This window comes from Mesorhizobium sp. M0938 (genome assembly GCF_040319125.1).
Classification (GTDB): Bacteria; Pseudomonadota; Alphaproteobacteria; order Rhizobiales; family Rhizobiaceae; genus Mesorhizobium; species Mesorhizobium robiniae.
The window spans coordinates 163,304-178,296 of record NZ_JAMYNS010000006.1; the positions used below are offsets into that span (position 1 = coordinate 163,304).

The 14,993-nt window shown below is 63.0% G+C and carries 15 protein-coding genes; 9 read left to right on the forward strand and 6 right to left on the reverse strand.

Going from position 1 to position 14,993, the window contains the following annotated elements:
* Nucleotides 1-114: 114 nt before the first annotated feature.
* A complete protein-coding gene (locus tag NKH73_RS12700; protein WP_352931801.1) occupies nucleotides 115-1,005 on the reverse strand; it encodes an AraC family transcriptional regulator in 891 nt (296 codons plus the stop codon).
* Nucleotides 1,006-1,149: 144 nt separating this feature from the next.
* Here NKH73_RS12700 and NKH73_RS12705 point away from each other — a divergent pair, with 144 nt between their 5' ends.
* Nucleotides 1,150-1,905, forward strand: coding sequence for an SDR family oxidoreductase (locus tag NKH73_RS12705; protein ID WP_352931802.1), 756 nt, complete (start codon nucleotides 1,150-1,152; stop codon nucleotides 1,903-1,905).
* A gap of 158 nt (nucleotides 1,906-2,063) precedes the next feature.
* On the opposite strand, the gene NKH73_RS12710 is transcribed toward NKH73_RS12705, so the two are convergent.
* The 3 genes from NKH73_RS12710 to NKH73_RS12720 form a co-directional block, all read right to left on the reverse strand.
* Complete coding sequence (locus tag NKH73_RS12710) at nucleotides 2,064-3,095, reverse strand: aldose epimerase family protein (protein WP_352931803.1); 1,032 nt, start codon at nucleotides 3,093-3,095, stop codon at nucleotides 2,064-2,066.
* A gap of 102 nt (nucleotides 3,096-3,197) precedes the next feature.
* Nucleotides 3,198-4,655, reverse strand: coding sequence for an NAD-dependent succinate-semialdehyde dehydrogenase (locus tag NKH73_RS12715; RefSeq protein WP_352931804.1), 1,458 nt, complete (start codon nucleotides 4,653-4,655; stop codon nucleotides 3,198-3,200).
* Between the two features lie 236 nt (nucleotides 4,656-4,891).
* Nucleotides 4,892-5,839: an AEC family transporter gene (locus tag NKH73_RS12720; RefSeq protein ID WP_352931805.1), complete on the reverse strand. Its 948-nt coding sequence runs from the start codon at nucleotides 5,837-5,839 to the stop codon at nucleotides 4,892-4,894.
* Between the two features lie 167 nt (nucleotides 5,840-6,006).
* Here NKH73_RS12720 and NKH73_RS12725 point away from each other — a divergent pair, with 167 nt between their 5' ends.
* Nucleotides 6,007-6,555, forward strand: a complete 549-nt coding sequence (locus NKH73_RS12725; protein WP_352931807.1) for a histidine phosphatase family protein — start codon at nucleotides 6,007-6,009, stop codon at nucleotides 6,553-6,555.
* A 35-nt stretch (nucleotides 6,556-6,590) separates the two neighbouring features.
* Here NKH73_RS12725 and NKH73_RS12730 read toward each other — a convergent pair whose 3' ends face one another.
* Nucleotides 6,591-7,286, reverse strand: a complete 696-nt coding sequence (locus tag NKH73_RS12730; protein ID WP_352931809.1) for a TetR/AcrR family transcriptional regulator — start codon at nucleotides 7,284-7,286, stop codon at nucleotides 6,591-6,593.
* 193 nt (nucleotides 7,287-7,479) lie between these two features.
* Between NKH73_RS12730 and NKH73_RS12735 the strand changes: the two genes are divergently transcribed.
* The 6 genes from NKH73_RS12735 to NKH73_RS12760 all read left to right on the forward strand — a co-directional run bounded on the left by NKH73_RS12735 (nucleotide 7,480) and on the right by NKH73_RS12760 (nucleotide 13,278).
* Nucleotides 7,480-7,968: a RidA family protein gene (locus NKH73_RS12735; protein WP_352931811.1), complete on the forward strand. Its 489-nt coding sequence runs from the start codon at nucleotides 7,480-7,482 to the stop codon at nucleotides 7,966-7,968.
* Nucleotides 7,969-8,357: 389 nt separating this feature from the next.
* A complete protein-coding gene (locus NKH73_RS12740; RefSeq protein ID WP_006335407.1) occupies nucleotides 8,358-8,639 on the forward strand; it encodes an acyl carrier protein in 282 nt (93 codons plus the stop codon).
* Nucleotides 8,640-8,696: 57 nt separating this feature from the next.
* Nucleotides 8,697-9,890, forward strand: coding sequence for a beta-ketoacyl-ACP synthase (locus NKH73_RS12745; protein ID WP_352931814.1), 1,194 nt, complete (start codon nucleotides 8,697-8,699; stop codon nucleotides 9,888-9,890).
* A gap of 16 nt (nucleotides 9,891-9,906) precedes the next feature.
* The gene (locus tag NKH73_RS12750; protein ID WP_352931816.1) at nucleotides 9,907-11,178 is read left to right on the forward strand and encodes a beta-ketoacyl-ACP synthase; all 1,272 of its coding nucleotides are present in this window, start codon (nucleotides 9,907-9,909) and stop codon (nucleotides 11,176-11,178) included.
* Nucleotides 11,179-11,215: 37 nt separating this feature from the next.
* Nucleotides 11,216-12,244, forward strand: a complete 1,029-nt coding sequence (locus NKH73_RS12755; protein ID WP_352931818.1) for a zinc-binding dehydrogenase — start codon at nucleotides 11,216-11,218, stop codon at nucleotides 12,242-12,244.
* Nucleotides 12,245-12,282: 38 nt separating this feature from the next.
* Complete coding sequence (locus NKH73_RS12760; protein WP_352931820.1) at nucleotides 12,283-13,278, forward strand: lipid A biosynthesis lauroyl acyltransferase; 996 nt, start codon at nucleotides 12,283-12,285, stop codon at nucleotides 13,276-13,278.
* Between the two features lie 230 nt (nucleotides 13,279-13,508).
* On the opposite strand, the gene NKH73_RS12765 is transcribed toward NKH73_RS12760, so the two are convergent.
* On the reverse strand, nucleotides 13,509-14,147 hold the full coding sequence (locus NKH73_RS12765) for a TetR/AcrR family transcriptional regulator (protein ID WP_352931822.1): 639 nt from the start codon (nucleotides 14,145-14,147) through the stop codon (nucleotides 13,509-13,511).
* A gap of 118 nt (nucleotides 14,148-14,265) precedes the next feature.
* On the opposite strand from NKH73_RS12765, the gene NKH73_RS12770 reads away from it, so the two are divergent.
* Nucleotides 14,266-14,892, forward strand: a complete 627-nt coding sequence (locus tag NKH73_RS12770) for an SDR family NAD(P)-dependent oxidoreductase (protein ID WP_352931824.1) — start codon at nucleotides 14,266-14,268, stop codon at nucleotides 14,890-14,892.
* The last annotated feature ends 101 nt before the right edge of the window (nucleotides 14,893-14,993 follow it).

Below are 14,993 nucleotides of genomic sequence, written 5' to 3' on the forward strand. Positions count from 1 at the left end.
TCGCCGATTACAGGCGCCGCACGTTCGCCCGTGATCCCCTTCTGCGCTCGAACGCTCGACGGTGCTGCTCCGCTCGCGCTTCGTGGCTGCTTTGCGCCTCCGGGCTATCGAGCCTCAAGCGGCGGCCAAGGTTCTGCCTCTCGCTTCTTTGGCATCCCGCACAGGCGTCCGGCCGAACAGACGACCATATTCCCGGGTGAACTGCGACACGCTTTCGTAGCCGACCGCGAATGCCGCGCTACTCGCAGTCTTTCCCTGCGATAGCATCAGCCGCCTCGCCTCAATCAGGCGCAACTGCTTCTGGAATTGCAGGGGAGAGAGCGAGGTTATCGCGCGAAAGTGCTGGTGGAATGAGGACGTACTCATCCCGGCCAAAGCCGCCAGGCGCTCGACCGGCAAAGGCCGCGCGAACTCTGCCCGAAGCACTGCGACCGCGCGCGCCACGCGCTGCACGTGACCGTCTGGCCACCCCAGACGTCGGATCGCCGACCCGTGCCGTCCGGCCAGCAGCCAATAGTGCATCTCGCGCACAAGCTGGGCTTGCAGCACCGGGACCGATGCCGGGCGATCGAGCAGCCGCATCAAACGCAGGGCCGCGTCGGCGACCTCAGCGTCAGTCGGGTCAACCCGCACGGGCGCGTGGTCGGCCATATGCTGGGCGCCTATTTGCACACTCAGCTCTGCGATGACCGCCGGGTCGAGTTCCAGAACCAGCGAATAGTAAGGGGCTGCGGTGCTGGCGCGGGTGATCTGGCTCACCGTTGGCACGTCCGCCGTGATCAGCAGCGAATCTCCGGCGGAGAAGGCGAAGCCCTGAGTGCCCATCGTAACGTGCTTGCTCCCCTGGACCACCAGACAGGCAAGCGGTCGGGAGATGTCGTAGACCAGATCGCTGGGTGCCGTCGCCCGCACCGTGTTGAGACCCGGTACCGGGGTGTGCGCCATGCCGTCTGGGTCGGCATTGGCGTCTGCATAGCGGCGGACGGCATTGAGGAGCGCGGTCATGGACCGAAACTATTCCTTTGCTGCCCGACACGCAAAGAGTTTTGGAGGATTAGGCAAAAACGACCGCGCTTCCGGCAACAAAAGCCTGCCCACCGGGCCGATATCAGCGCGGCCACAGCAGTGGTGCAAACAAAGGAGCAGGCTATGACCAAGATCACCCTCGTTACTGGCGCCAGCCGCGGACTCGGGCGCAACACCGCACTCAGCATCGCACGCCGCGGCGGTGACGTTGTGCTCACCTACCATAGCCGGAGCGAGGACGCTCGGGCCGTCGTCGCAGAGATTCAGGCAACGGGTCGCCGAGCGGCCGCCCTGCAACTCGACACCGGCGACGTTGCCACCTTCGCTTCTTTCACTGAGCGCCTGCAGGCGGCATTGCGCGAAACCTGGCAGCGCGAGACGTTCGATCATCTGGTGAACAATGCCGGCCATGGCGACATGGCAATGATTGCAGAGACGACCGAGGCGCAGTTCGATCGGCTGGTCAATGTCCACTTCAAGGGCGTGTTCTTCCTCACCCAGAAGCTGCTGCCGCTGATCGCGGACGGCGGCCGTATCGTAAACCTCTCCTCGGGCCTCACCAGGATGTCGTACCCGGGCTTCGCCGCCTATTCCGCGGTAAAGGGCGCGGTCGAGGTGCTTAGCGTTTATATGGCGAAGGAGTTGGGCGCCCGCGGCATTGCGGTCAACACGGTGGCGCCGGGCGCAATCGAAACCGATTTCCTTGGCGGCGCCGTCCGCGACATGCCTGATCTCAACAAAGTGTTCGCGGAAATGACTGCGCTCGGCCGCGTCGGCATGCCGGACGATATCGGGCCGATGATCGCGAGCTTGTTATCCGAGGATAATCGCTGGGTGAATGCCCAGCGGATCGAAGTGTCCGGCGGCCAAGCCATTTGACGAAGCAGGTACCACACCGTTGATTGGCTTCAGGTCCGCTTGGGAGCGTCTGCTCCTTAGAGCGGACCTGCTGTCTCGGCCAGGACATGCCTGTACGGCGGACATGATCGCTTTCCGAACCGAGGGTAGCACCGTGAAATCCGGTACCGGCTTCCAGGTCATGCGTAAGGCAGCCTGAACCTATATTCCGTCACATGGTGGTAGATCTGGCCCGGCCATAGCGTGGCCTGTGGGAAATACGGCCGGTTCGGCGCATCCGGCCAGACCTGCGGTTCCAGGCAGAAGCCCGAAAAGGCCTTGTAATGACGTCCCCCAAGCCCCGGCAAAGGCGGCGCCAAATACTGGCCGGTATAGAGCTGGACGCCCGGTTCCGTGGTCCAGAGCTCCATCTCGACGCCGGAATTTGCCCCTTGTGCCCATGACGCCTGCCGGAGCGGTCCGCGCGTCGAGGCAAGGCAGAAATTCTGGTCGTAGGGGAGCTGCTTGCCCTCGCTCTCCATGCGCAGCGGCCGTGCCTGGCGGAAATCGAACGGCGTGTCGTCGACCGGCTTCACGACGCCGGTCGGGATCAGGTCGCCGTCGACCGGAAGATAGGCGCCGGCGTTCAGCATCAGCCGATGGTCGAGGATGTCGCCGGCGCCGCCATCATCCAGGTTGAAATAGGAATGCTGGGTGAGGTTGCACAGCGTCGGCTCCTCGCAGGTGGCGCTCATCTCGACGCTGAGCGTGCCGGGGATTTTCAGCCTGTAGGTGCAGGTCACGTCGAGCGCGCCGGGAAAGCCCATCGTGCCGTCGGGATCATGCAGGGTCAGGGTGACAAAATCCCTGCCGTGCAGCGAAACCTCCCATGGCCGGTGGGAAAAACCTTGCGAGCCGCCATGCAGCGTGTGCTTGTCGAGGAAATTGCGCTCGGTCTGGTAGCGCTGGCCGGCGATGGTGAAGCGGCCATCGCGGATGCGGTTGGCATAGCGTCCGACGACGGTTCCGAAGAAAGCCGTGTCCGTCTCGTAGGGCTCGAAACTGTCATAGCCGAGCACCAGCGGCGCATCGTGTCCGGCCAGGCGCAGATCCTGGATGATCGCACCCAGCCCGATGATGTTGGCGGTGAGGCCGCCGCCGCGGATGGTGAAGCGGCGGACGGCCTCACCCGCTTGCGTCGTGCCGAAGACCTCGCCGTCCTTCATCGCCATGCCCGAAACGCCAGTTGGTTGATCGATTCCCGCCTGGCCTCTCGGGCCGGCTTGGGTCTGTCGATAGTCAACAGACCCCAGTCAATCAGAGACCGGCCCCAATCAAAGGCCGAGGCCGCCGATGCAGACATATTTGGTGTCGAGATAGTCCTCGATGCCCTGATGTCCGCCTTCCTTGCCGAGGCCCGATTCCTTGACGCCGCCGAACGGCGCCTCAGGCGTGGTGATCAGGCCTTCATTGACGCCGACCATGCCGTATTTCAGCCCTTCCATGACCCGGAAGGCGCGGCCGAGATCGCCAGTGTAGAAATAGCAGGCGAGGCCGAATTCGGTGTCGTTGGCGAGTGCGATCGCTTCCTCTTCGGTTTCGAACTTGAACACGGGTGCTACCGGGCCAAAGATCTCCTCCTTCATGAAGCGCATCTTCGGCGTCGCATCCGCGATCACCGTCGGCTGGAAGAACGAGCCGCCCAGCGCATGGCGCTTGCCGCCGGCCACGACCTTGCCGCCCTTGGCGGTGGCGTCGGCGATCAGTTCCTCGACCTTCTCGACTGCCTTCTCGTCGATCAGTGGCCCCTGCTGCACGCCGTCCTCGAGGCCGGAACCGACCTTCAGGCCGTTGCTGGCGGCGGCGAGCTTTTCAACGAACTTGTCATAGACGCCGGCCTGAACCAGGAAGCGGTTGGTGCAGACGCAGGTCTGGCCGGAATTGCGATATTTCGCGGTGATCGCCCCGGTGACGGCACGCTCGATGTCGGCGTCATCGAAAACGATGAACGGCGCGTTGCCGCCGAGCTCCATCGACACCTTCTTCACGGTCGTCGACGACTTCTGGATCAGGATCTTGCCAACCTCGGTCGAGCCGGTGAAGGTAATCTTCTTGACCAGAGGGTTGGCGCAGATCTCGTCGCCGATCTCGCCGGCGGCGCCGGTCAGGATGTTGATGACGCCCTTGGGGAAGCCGACTTCTTCGGCGAGCGCGCCCCAGGCTAGGCCTGAATAAGGCGTCTGCGACGCCGGCTTGACGACCGCGGTGCAGCCGGCGGCAAGCGCCGGGCCGAGCTTGCGGGCCAGCATAGAGGACGGGAAATTCCATGGCGTGATGGCGGCGATGACGCCGACCGGCTCCTTGGTCACCAGGATGCGGCGGTCCGCCCAGGGTGACGGCACGACGTCACCGTAGGTACGGCGGCCTTCTTCGGCGAACCACAGGATGTAGGACGCGGCAGAACCGATCTCACCCTTCGATTCGGCCAGCGACTTGCCCTGCTCGATGGTCAGCAGCTCAGCCAGCACATCCTGATTGTCCATCATCGCGTCATGCAGCTTGCGCAACAGCTTCGAACGCTCAAGCGCGGTGGTCTTGCGCCAGGTCTTGAAAGCTTCTTCGGCGGCCTCGATGGCGCGGCGCGTCTCGACCTTGCCGGACTTCGGCACGGTGCCGATCTTGAGGCCGGTGGCCGGATTGTTGACGTCGACCGTCTGGCCGCTGTCGGCCTGCACCCACTCGCCATTGATGAGATTGGCCTGGCGCATGAAATGGCTGGTTTTCTGAAGCATGGTCTAGCCTCCGTTCGGCGCACTGACGGGCCGGTATCTGGATTTCTTTGGTGGGCGTGCGCAACGGCATCGATGCCGGCACGCCTGGAGCCACTGCTCTTTACCTAGGGCAAGCCCCGCAATCAATCGCAAGATGGCATATAGGGTTTGGGCCAGCCAAAGCGAGACCCGGTTTTGCGCCCAAGTTGCTATCCAAGCACGCCGCTATCCAAACACGTCGCTATCCAAACACGTCGCTATCCAAACACATGGACGACCACCGTCAGCCAGAAGGCCGTGGTGACGACAGCAAATGCGGTGGCGATGGTCATCTGGTTCGATGCCAATGCCTGACCGGTGTTGAACTGCGTGGCAATCAGGTAGGAATTGACCCCGGACGGCAGCGCGGCCGCCACCACCGCCACCTTCGCCGACAGCGGCGGCAAGCCAAGCAGCCAGACCAGGCCGAGTGCGACCGCCGGCATCAGCAACAGCTTCAGCGCCGACAGCGCCAGCGCCGGCCGCACGTTGCCGGAAATGCCGAAACGGCATAGGCCAAGCCCCATGGCAAACAACGCGACCGGTCCGGCGATGTTGGCCAATGCGTCGACCAGCCGGACAGCCAGCGCCGGCAATGGCAGGTCGGTGAAACGCCACACCCATCCGGCCAGGATGCCGATGATCAGCGGATTGGAAAACACTTTATGAAGGAAGCGCCGGATGATGCGCAGCGGATGCACGTGCTCGTCACCACGGCCAAAGATTTCAAACAGGATGATAGACGCCATGATCATCGTCGGCAGATGCACGGAAATCAGCAGCGACAGCACTTCGAAGCCATCTGGCCCGAATGTGCCGAGCACGAACGGGATGCCGAGCAGGACCAGATTGGAAAACGCCGACGACACGCCGCCGACGACGCCGGCGCGCGCATCGCGCCTGAACACCCGTGTGGTGACCAGATGGCCGGCGGCCCACGTGATGGCCGCCGCCGCAAAATACGCTCCCCAGAACGACCAGGGCGCTGCGCCATGGAAATCGGCGTTGACCATGGTGCGGAACAGAAGCAGCGGCATCGCCACCCCGACGGCGAATTCGGCGATGGCCGCGCCCGCCTCGGCCTTCAAATAGCCGGTGAGCCCGGCCAGATAGCCGAGCGCGACAAGACCGAAGACAAAAAGGACGGTTTCGATGAGTGGAGACATTTTTCTCCTGATAGGCGAGCCGCGATTGCAGCGCAATCGCCCCGCCTTCCGAAGCGGCCTGTGCTGGCAAACAGCCGGGATCGGTCATGCCTTGTTTTTCAGCCGGCTTTGCCGTCCCTATATCAGGTCACCGCAACCCACCTGCGGTGGCCGGAAAAGGACGTCTGATGCTTCGATTTGTGCTGACTCTATTGCTGCTCGTCGTTCCCGCCGCGGCCCATGCGACTGAAGCCGGCTGGGCGCTGTTGCGCGACGGCGGGCATGTGGTGCTGCTCCGCCATGCCATGGTCACCGGCGCCACCGATCCGGCGAATTTCGACATCGAGAAATGTGCGACCCAGGTCAACCTCTCGGTGCGTGGCAAGCAGCAGGCGCGCAAGATCGGCGCGCTGTTCGCCGCCCGCGCCGCGCCCATCGAGCGCATGCTGTCGAGCCGCTATTGCCGCTGCCTCGACACCGCTAGCATCGCTTTCAGAGCAGAGCCGGAACCGTTCGCGCCGCTTGACCTGTTGAAGACCAACGCGAGCGAGAAAGCCGCCCAGCTCGAGGCGATCATGGCCGAGATCCGCAATTATTCCGGCTCCGACAATGTGGTCATGGTCACCCATCTGGAAAACATAATGGCCCTCACCGGCATCTCGCCGCGCGAAGGCGAAGCCGTGATCGTCGAGCCGCAAGACGACGGCCTGCGCGTGCTCGGCCGCGTCACCTTCTAATCCGCGCTCGAACCGGCGTTCATGTCAGGAAGTCATTATCTTGGAGAAAGGCCATCGAGCAGGAACCCGAGGCCTTGCCGGAAAGCACCGTCCCAATCGTTGTCCAGCAGCAGACGAGAACGTTCGATTGTCGGGTAGCGTTCGCTGAGACTTGTAAGGCGCTGCTGCGCTGCCGCCCTGTCCTCGTCCGAAAGGTCGAAGCTTGCCCGGGTGACGGTGGCGCCCATCACATAGTTCCAGAGCGACCAAATCGCGACGTTCAGATCTGCGTCCGCAACACCGGCTCTGGACAAGGTCTTGCTCAGCAACTCTAGGCGGCTGAGGATGTTCGGGCCGAGCGCGCGGCGCGGCAACAGCGATGCCGACCAAGGATGGCGCAGCATGCTGGCGCGCCAGTCTTCGAGCATATGAACGGCTTCTGCGCGCCAGTCTTGAGCCTGCTGAGCTGTTTGCTGCCCGTGATATTCGAGCACCGAGTCGAGCGCCAGATCGAAGACATTCTCCTTGTTGTCGACGTGCCAGTATAGGCTCATCACGCCCGAGCCGAGGGCATCGGCCAGCCGGCGCATCGTCAATCCGTCGACCCCATGAGCGTCCAGCAGTTCTACCGCGGCCGCCACGATGCGTTCCCGAGAGAGAGGTGGTTCGCTGCGCGGCTCTCCCGCTGGCTGGAGCCACTCGCTTGTCCGTTGAGAGCGTTCGCTCCGGGCGCCGGTGTGTTTGGCTGCCATCCTTCTTCCTCGCTGTTGAGAATGTCGATTTTGACCGGCAACGCGACGAATGTCGATCTTGAACGATTGACTCGTACGACGTACCATAGGATTGAATCGTACCTCGTACGAGTCGTATGAGCGATATGCAAAAATTCAATCATGCGGCCGCGAGGATACGTTGCTCGCAGTTCCGCAGAGCCAAGAGAAAATCATGTCACGCGCAATCAAGCATCTGCTTATCGGAGGGTTAATCATCATGACCATGGGCATTCCCACTGCGACGACAGCGAATGAGAATGATCTCAAGCTGACCCTCGTCAATCCGCAAAACCTCTACGACCCGTCGCCGAATGGCTACAGCACGGCGGTGATCACGCCCAGCAATACCCGAGTGGCTTACATCTCCGGACAGGGCGGACAAGACAGCACGGGAGCGTTGTCGCCCGACTTCGCTGTCCAGGTTAAGCAGGCCTACGCAAATTTGCGCACCGCCCTCGATGCGCTCGGTGCCAGGCCGGATCAGGTCGCCAAGCTCACGGTCTTCGTGGTCGATCACGATATGTCAAAGCTTGAGGTGCTGACCAAGAACGTCAAGGAGATGTTCGGCGACACGCTGCCGGCACAGACACTGGTTCCCGTTCCCAAGCTCGCAATTGATCCCATGCTGTTCGAGGTGGAAGCCGTGGTCGTGCTTGACTAACGAGGCGGTGCTGTTGGCCTGATCGCTTGAATTGAGACGGTGGGCGCGCCAACTGCGCGCTCACCACGCTGTCGACTGTTGCCGAAGCACGGTTCTGTGGCTGCGCTCAAGGTAGGTTGGGTATTCCCTTCCCGCCGGTTTCGGCGCGATGGCTGCCCCTGCGCCAAGCTCCATTCCATAGATGCGCTTCAAATGGCCGATCGTTTCCAGGGTCGCCGCTAAGGTTTTCGGCACATTGCCGACGGGTTGCCGGCGCCCCTCTTGCCCTGGCAGAACAGTCACCCCATCTGCGCCCGGCGTATCAGGCCCTTTTCCTGCCCGGAAAAACCGATTAGACAGCGCGCAAACACATGCGGACAGATTCCGCCCGCAACCCGAAGGAAAAGCCCTTGTCCACCACGTTCGACAAAGTCGCCAAGATCATCGCCGACACCAGTGAGATCGATATCGACACGATCACCCCTGAAAGCCACACCATTGATGATCTCGGCATCGACAGCCTCGACTTCCTCGACATCGTCTTTGCCATCGACAAGGAATTCGGCATCAAGGTGCCGCTGGAAAAGTGGACGCAAGAGGTCAATGACGGCAAGGCCTCGACCGACGATTACTTCGTCATGAAAAACCTGTGCGCCAAGATCGACGCACTGGTTGCGGCCAAGAACGCCTGACGTCCAGTTGAGCGCGTGATCTTGACGCGCTCCGCCGCCTGACCCACAAAGCCGCTCATGAGCAGCCCCCACCACGTCGTCATATCTGGCATTGGCCTTGTCTCTTCGCTGGGAGAAGGTCCGGATGCGCATTGGCGCAAACTCGTCCAGCCGGGTCTGGAACCCGTGCTCGAACCCGCGCGCTTCTCGCCCTACACCGTCCACCCGCTGCCGGAGATCGACTGGAACCTGCAGATCGCCAAGCGCGGCGACCAGCGGCAGATGGAGACCTGGCAGAGGCTCGGCACCTACGCTGCCGGCATGGCGCTGGACGACGCCGGCATCAAGGGCAATGACGAACTCTGCACGACCATGGACATGGTGGTGGCTGCCGGCGGCGGCGAGCGCGACGAGGCGGTCGACGCCGACATTCTCGCCGCTTCGGAAAGCCGCAACGATCGCGACGTGCTGCTCAACGAGAAACTGACCACCGAATTGCGGCCGACGCTGTTTCTGGCGCAGCTTTCAAACCTGCTCGCCGGCAACATCTCCATCGTCCACAAGGTGACGGGATCGTCGCGCACCTTCATGGGCGAGGAAGGTGCCGGCGTCGCCGCCGTCGAGACGGCCGCCGCGCGCATCCGCTCCGGCCAGTCGACGCATATACTGGTCGGCGGCGCCTTCCAGACCGAGCATTCCGACATGTTGCTTGGCTACGAACTGGCCGGCTACCTGCATCGTGGCCCCTGGAAACCGGTCTGGCAGAGACAGGGCGCCGAAGGCGGTGGCGTAGTGACCGGATCCGGCGGCGCGTTTCTCGTCCTGGAACAGCGCGAACACGCGATCAGCCGCGGGCGAAAGATCTATGCCGAACTCGGCCCGGTCGTATCCGGACGCGCCAGGCGCCGGCAGGGCGAGCTCGATGCCGAGATTGCCGCACTGCTCAGGCAGGCAGCATTGCCAAACGGCGAGTTGCTGACGATTTCAGGCGCTTCAGGCGCCCATGCCGCGACTGCCGCCGAGAAATCGGCGCTCGACGCCCATCCGGCGATTGCCGCACGCGGCTTTTCGACGCTGACCGGCCACATGAAGGAAGCGCAGTTTCCCTTCGCCGTGGCGCTGGCGGCACTGGCCGTCGAGCGCAAGGCCGCCTACCCGGCTTTTGACGCCGCCAACGAGAAGCCGTTCGACGGCATTCCCGCGACCGTCCTTGCAACGGCGATCGGCTATCACCAATTCGAGGGCATGGCGTTGGTCAACGCCGCCGATTAAAGGTCCAGGACAAGTCATGGCCAATCTGAACGACCACTTGGGCAGGCCGATCGTCGCCGTCACCGGCATCGGCGTGGTGACGTCACTGGGCGTCGGCAAGGCCGACAATTGGGCAGCGCTCACCGCGGGCAAGTCTGGCATCCATCCGATCACCCGCTTTCCGGTCGACCATCTGAACACCCGCATCTCCGGCACGGTCGATTTCCTGCCGTCGAGCTCCAAGGGCGCCAGCCTTCTTACCTACGATCTCGCCGAGATAGCCGCGCAGGAAGCCGTGGCCGAAGCCGGCCTTAATTCGGGCGATTTCGGCGGGCCGCTTTTCCTCGCCTCGCCGCCGGTCGAACTCGACTGGAGCGAGCGCTTTTCGCTCTACAATTCCGACAAGGACGACATCGGCGCCGAGAGGCTGCTTCGCGTGGCGCGGGGCTTGAAGGAACTCGATATTTTCGAAACCACCCAGTTCGGGTCGATCGCCGACCGGCTCGCCGACCAGTTTGGGACACGCGGCCTGCCGATCACGCTGTCGACCGCCTGCGCCTCGGGCGCCACTTCGATCCAGCTCGGCGTCGAGGCGATCCGCCGCGGCGAATGCGACAGGGCGCTGTCGATCGGCGCCGACGGTTCGGCGACCGCCGAGGCGCTGATCCGTTTCTCGCTGCTTTCGGCGCTCTCCACCCACAACGACATCCCCGAAAAGGCGTCCAAGCCGTTCTCGAGGGATCGCGACGGTTTTGTCCTTGCTGAAGGCTCCGGCGCGCTTGTGCTGGAATCGCTGGAGGCAGCACTCGCCCGCGGGGCGACCATCCTCGGCATCCTGCGCGGCTGCGGCGAAAAGGCCGACGACTTCCATCGCACCCGCTCGAAGCCGGACGGTTCGCCGGCGATCGCGGCGGTTCGCGCCGCCCTTGCCGATGCAGGCCTGAGCGAAGACGAGATCGACTATGTCAACGCCCACGGCACCTCGACCCCGGAAAACGACAAGATGGAGCATCTGTCGCTGTCGACCGTGTTCGGCGAGCGGATCGGCTCGATGCCGATCTCGTCGAACAAATCGATGATCGGCCACACGCTGTCGGCAGCCGGCGCCGTCGAGGCCGCGTTTTCGCTGATGACCATGCGCGAAAGCGTCATCCCGCCGACCATCAATTACGACAATCCCGATCCGGCGATCGTGCTCGACGTGGTGCCGAACACGAAGCGCAATGCCGAGGTCGGCACGGTGCTGTCGAACTCCTTCGGCTTCGGCGGCCAGAACACCTGCCTTGTCATGGCGCGGGAACCGGTCTAAGCGAGCCTTTTCCAGCTCAACAGAACCGACAGGCCTAATGCGCGCATTGCAACTTATCGAGGACCGCCGCCTTGAAACGGTGGACCTGCCGCCCCCGCCGCAGCCTGCGCTGGGTGAAGTGACGCTGCGCATCAAGGCCGTGGCGCTCAACCATATCGACGTCTGGGGCTGGCGCGGCATGGCCTTTGCCAAACGCAAGCTGCCGCTGGTCGTCGGCGCCGAAGCCTCCGGCGAGGTCGAGGCGGTCGGCCCCGGCGTCTCCAGCCTTGTGCCCGGGCAGCTTGTGTCGATCTATGGAGCGCGCACCTGCGGGCTTTGCCGCGCCTGCCGCGAAGGCCGCGACAATCTTTGCGAACATGTTTCGGGCGTTCACGGCTTTCATCTCGACGGCTTTGCGCAAGAAAAGATAAACCTGCCGGCGCGCCTTTTGGTCCCTGCCCCGCCCGGCGTGACGGATATCGGGGCGGCCGTCGCACCCGTCACCTTCGGCACGGTCGAGCACATGCTGTTCGACAATGCCCGGCTGCAGCCCGGCGAAACCATCCTCATCCACGCCGGCGGCTCGGGCATCGGCTCCGCCGCGATCCAACTGGCGAAGAAAATGGGCTGCACCGTGATCACCACGGTCGGCTCGAACGACAAGATCGACAAGGCGAAGGCGCTTGGCGCCGACCACGTCATCAACTATCGCGAGGACCGTTTCGAAGGCGTCGTGCGCAAGCTGACCAAAAAGAAGGGCGTCGACGTCGTCTTCGAGCATGTCGGCGCCGATACCTTTGCCGCCTCGATGCTGTGCCTGAAACGCGGCGGTCGCCTGGTGACCTGCGGCTCGACCTCGGGCGTCTCGACACAGATCAATCTGATGCAATTGTTCCAGCAGCAACTGAAGCTGCTCGGCTCCTTCGGCTGCCGCATGGGAAACATGGCCGACGCCATGCAGAAAATGGCGGCGGGACTGGTTTCTCCGGTTATCGACACCGAGGTCGGCTTCGACGGCATCGACGCGGCCCTGAAGCGCATGGAAGGCCGCGACGTGTTCGGCAAGATCATACTGCGCGTCGGTTAGTCCGTGATGTTGCTGTCTGAAAACATCATGGTCTAGGGATGATCGGCGACGCCTTCAGGAAGCTCCGCAGGGACCTGGCGTTCCGCCACGGCAGGCGGCTGCGCCAGTTCAACTATTGGCTGCTTGCGCGTGCCGCGATGACGATGATCTGGGTGCTGCGACTGCTGCCGGTCGACAGCGCGCTCAATTTCGCCGACCGCGTCGCCCGCCGCGTTGGGCCTTGGGTGGGACGCCACAACGTCGCCGTCGCCAATCTGCGCAAGGCCTATCCGGAAAAGAGCGATAGCGAGATCCAGGCCATCGCTTCCGACATGTGGGGCAACATGGCTCGCCTCGCCGCGGAATACATCTTTCTCGATGCGCTCTTCGATTACGACCCGAAAGCGACGAAGCCGGGCCGCGTCGAGGTCCGCGGCATCGATCATTTCGTCGAGATCGCCGGCGAGCAAAAACCGCATATCATCTTCACCGGGCATCTCGGCAATTTCGAGCTGCTTCCGGTAGCGGCAGCCACTTTCGGCATGAACATCACGGCGCTGTTTCGCCCGCCCAACAACCCTTACCTTGCCGATTACATCCTCTCGACGCGCCGCTCGACCATGGGGTCGCTGCTGCCCTCTTCGACCGGCGCTTCATTCGCGCTTGCCGCCATCCTGGAGAAAGGCGGCAATATCGGGGTGCTGGTCGACCAAAAATTCTCGGGCGGGCTCGCAACGACCTTCTTCGGCCGCCCATGCGAGAGCAACCGGGTCCTGGGCACTCTGGCGCGCCACTATGACTGCGATGTCTATCCGGCGCGCTGCATGCGCCTGCCGGGTAACCGCTTCCGGCTGGAGATCGAGGACAAGCTGACCTTGCCGCGCACCGCCGGCGGCAGCGTCGACGTCCACGGCACCACCCAGCTTCTCAACGACGTGGTCGAGCGCTGGGTGCGCGAGGATCCCGGCCAGTGGATGTGGTTCCACAAAAGGTGGGAGATCAGCGGCCGGCGCAAAAAGCGCCGGTCGGCGAGACAGCGCGGCGAAGCCGCCTGAGCAGAAGCTGCAACATGCAGAAACCGCAAAATGTGACGGTTTCAACTTGACAGGTGACGGCAGCTATGCTAGGAATTTATTCATGGTGCTGATTTGCGCCAACGACCCGCCCGGACCCCGAGGCGGGTTTTTGTTTGGTCACCGACCGTTTGGTGGCCACCTGCCCCGGCAAGACCATCCCGACTTTCGAGAACTCACGCAGGCGTCGGAGCGAGACTGGCAGCTTTCTTCTAGATTTTAGGGCCAACCGAAGGGGCGCCGCCATAGCGAAGCCCGTCCACCAGCAAGCCGACCATGCGTCGTGCTTGCTCGGGGCCTCCGCCATAGTGGTCTGGCGAGCAGAGCCTGGCTATCGCGAACAATAGTTCTTTGGCATCGACGTCTGCGCGAACATCGCCCGCTTCGGTAGCGGCATCCAGCAAGGTCTGCAGCGCGGGCCGAAGTTTCTCGAGAAAATAGAGCGGCAACGACTCGTATGCCGGATCGCCTGAGGAGAAAGCCGCCGCGAGTCCACGCTTGGCAGCGATAAAATCCACGTAACGCTGCATCCATCGGGCCAGCGCTTCGCCGGGTCCATATTCGGCCGCAATGACAGACGCAGCATTTGCGCAGGCATCCACTTCGTTACGGAAGACCGCCACGATCAGGTCCGAACGCTGCGGAAAATGGCGATAGAGCGTACCCACGCCAACGCCGGCCTTATCGGCGATCTCTCGCACCGGAGCATCGACCCCCGACGTTGCAAAGACTGCCATTGCCGCTTCGAGCAGCGCATTGGAGTTGCGTTGCGCGTCCGCACGCACGCGCCGATCCGTCGAGTTTACGGGCTCCAAGCCACCACCCCGCTCCTGCGATTTGTCGTCCATCATTTTCCACTTGATAAACGGAACAACGTTCCGTATAAAAACGGAATTAAGTTCCGCTTGGGGAAATTAGCACAGCACGGCTTCGTTGCCTACACGTCAATGCAAAAAAGAGGAGACCACCATGCAGGACAAACCCGTCGCCCTGGTCACCGCGGCCAACAAGGGAATCGGTCTCCAAATCGCCAGGGATCTGGCGATGCACGGCCTCACCGTGCTCGTGGGATCGCGTAACTTCGAGCATGCGCAGACGGCTGCAAAGAGCGTCGGAGCGGATGCCCGCGCCCTCCAACTCGACGTCGCGAACCAAGCCTCGATCGCCGCCGCGGCAGAGCGCATCCGCAGTGAATTCGGCCGTCTCGACGTGCTGGTGAACAATGCAGGTGTTTCCCAAGCGGGAAAGCAGGGCATTTCCCATGCGGGAAAGCCGGGTCGCCCGAGCGTCGCGTCTCTCGACGAGGTACCTGCGGTGTTCGAGACAAACGTGTTCGGCGTCATCGCCGTCACGCAGGCGATGCTGAGGCTCCTTGAGGAGGCGCCGGCGGCACGCATCGTCAACGTAGACCCGTCCAATCCACGTCGCACATTGTTCGGCCCCGTCTACAGCCCCTCGAAGACTGCCCTCGATGCGACGACGCTCGCCTTCGCCATCGAATTTGAGGACGCTGGCATAGAGGCCAACGCCGCTTGCCCCGGCTTCACTTCGACGAACCTCAACACCTTCGAGGGTACGGCCGAACGGGCCGCGTGAACCCGTTCGGCCGCGCTCCTCGACGCGAACGGTCCGATGGGCATGTTCCCGAGCCAGGACCGGCCGTTCCCGTGAATTTTGACTCGGCAACGCGCGCTGAC

Excerpts from the sequence above, each read along its gene's own strand:
- NKH73_RS12700 (WP_352931801.1), bottom strand. The coding sequence starts at position 1,005 with ATGACCGCGCTCCTCAATGCCGTCCGCCGCTATGCAGACGCCAATGCC.
- NKH73_RS12705 (WP_352931802.1), top strand. The coding sequence starts at position 1,150 with ATGACCAAGATCACCCTCGTTACTGGCGCCAGCCGCGGACTCGGGCGC.
- NKH73_RS12735 (WP_352931811.1), top strand. The coding sequence starts at position 7,480 with ATGTCACGCGCAATCAAGCATCTGCTTATCGGAGGGTTAATCATCATG.
- NKH73_RS12710 (WP_352931803.1), bottom strand. The coding sequence starts at position 3,095 with ATGGCGATGAAGGACGGCGAGGTCTTCGGCACGACGCAAGCGGGTGAG.
- NKH73_RS12730 (WP_352931809.1), bottom strand. The coding sequence starts at position 7,286 with ATGGCAGCCAAACACACCGGCGCCCGGAGCGAACGCTCTCAACGGACA.
- NKH73_RS12760 (WP_352931820.1), top strand. The coding sequence starts at position 12,283 with ATGATCGGCGACGCCTTCAGGAAGCTCCGCAGGGACCTGGCGTTCCGC.
- NKH73_RS12725 (WP_352931807.1), top strand. The coding sequence starts at position 6,007 with ATGCTTCGATTTGTGCTGACTCTATTGCTGCTCGTCGTTCCCGCCGCG.
- NKH73_RS12745 (WP_352931814.1), top strand. The coding sequence starts at position 8,697 with ATGAGCAGCCCCCACCACGTCGTCATATCTGGCATTGGCCTTGTCTCT.
- NKH73_RS12720 (WP_352931805.1), bottom strand. The coding sequence starts at position 5,839 with ATGTCTCCACTCATCGAAACCGTCCTTTTTGTCTTCGGTCTTGTCGCG.
- NKH73_RS12750 (WP_352931816.1), top strand. The coding sequence starts at position 9,907 with ATGGCCAATCTGAACGACCACTTGGGCAGGCCGATCGTCGCCGTCACC.
- NKH73_RS12770 (WP_352931824.1), top strand. The coding sequence starts at position 14,266 with ATGCAGGACAAACCCGTCGCCCTGGTCACCGCGGCCAACAAGGGAATC.
- NKH73_RS12715 (WP_352931804.1), bottom strand. The coding sequence starts at position 4,655 with ATGCTTCAGAAAACCAGCCATTTCATGCGCCAGGCCAATCTCATCAAT.
- NKH73_RS12755 (WP_352931818.1), top strand. The coding sequence starts at position 11,216 with ATGCGCGCATTGCAACTTATCGAGGACCGCCGCCTTGAAACGGTGGAC.
- NKH73_RS12765 (WP_352931822.1), bottom strand. The coding sequence starts at position 14,147 with ATGATGGACGACAAATCGCAGGAGCGGGGTGGTGGCTTGGAGCCCGTA.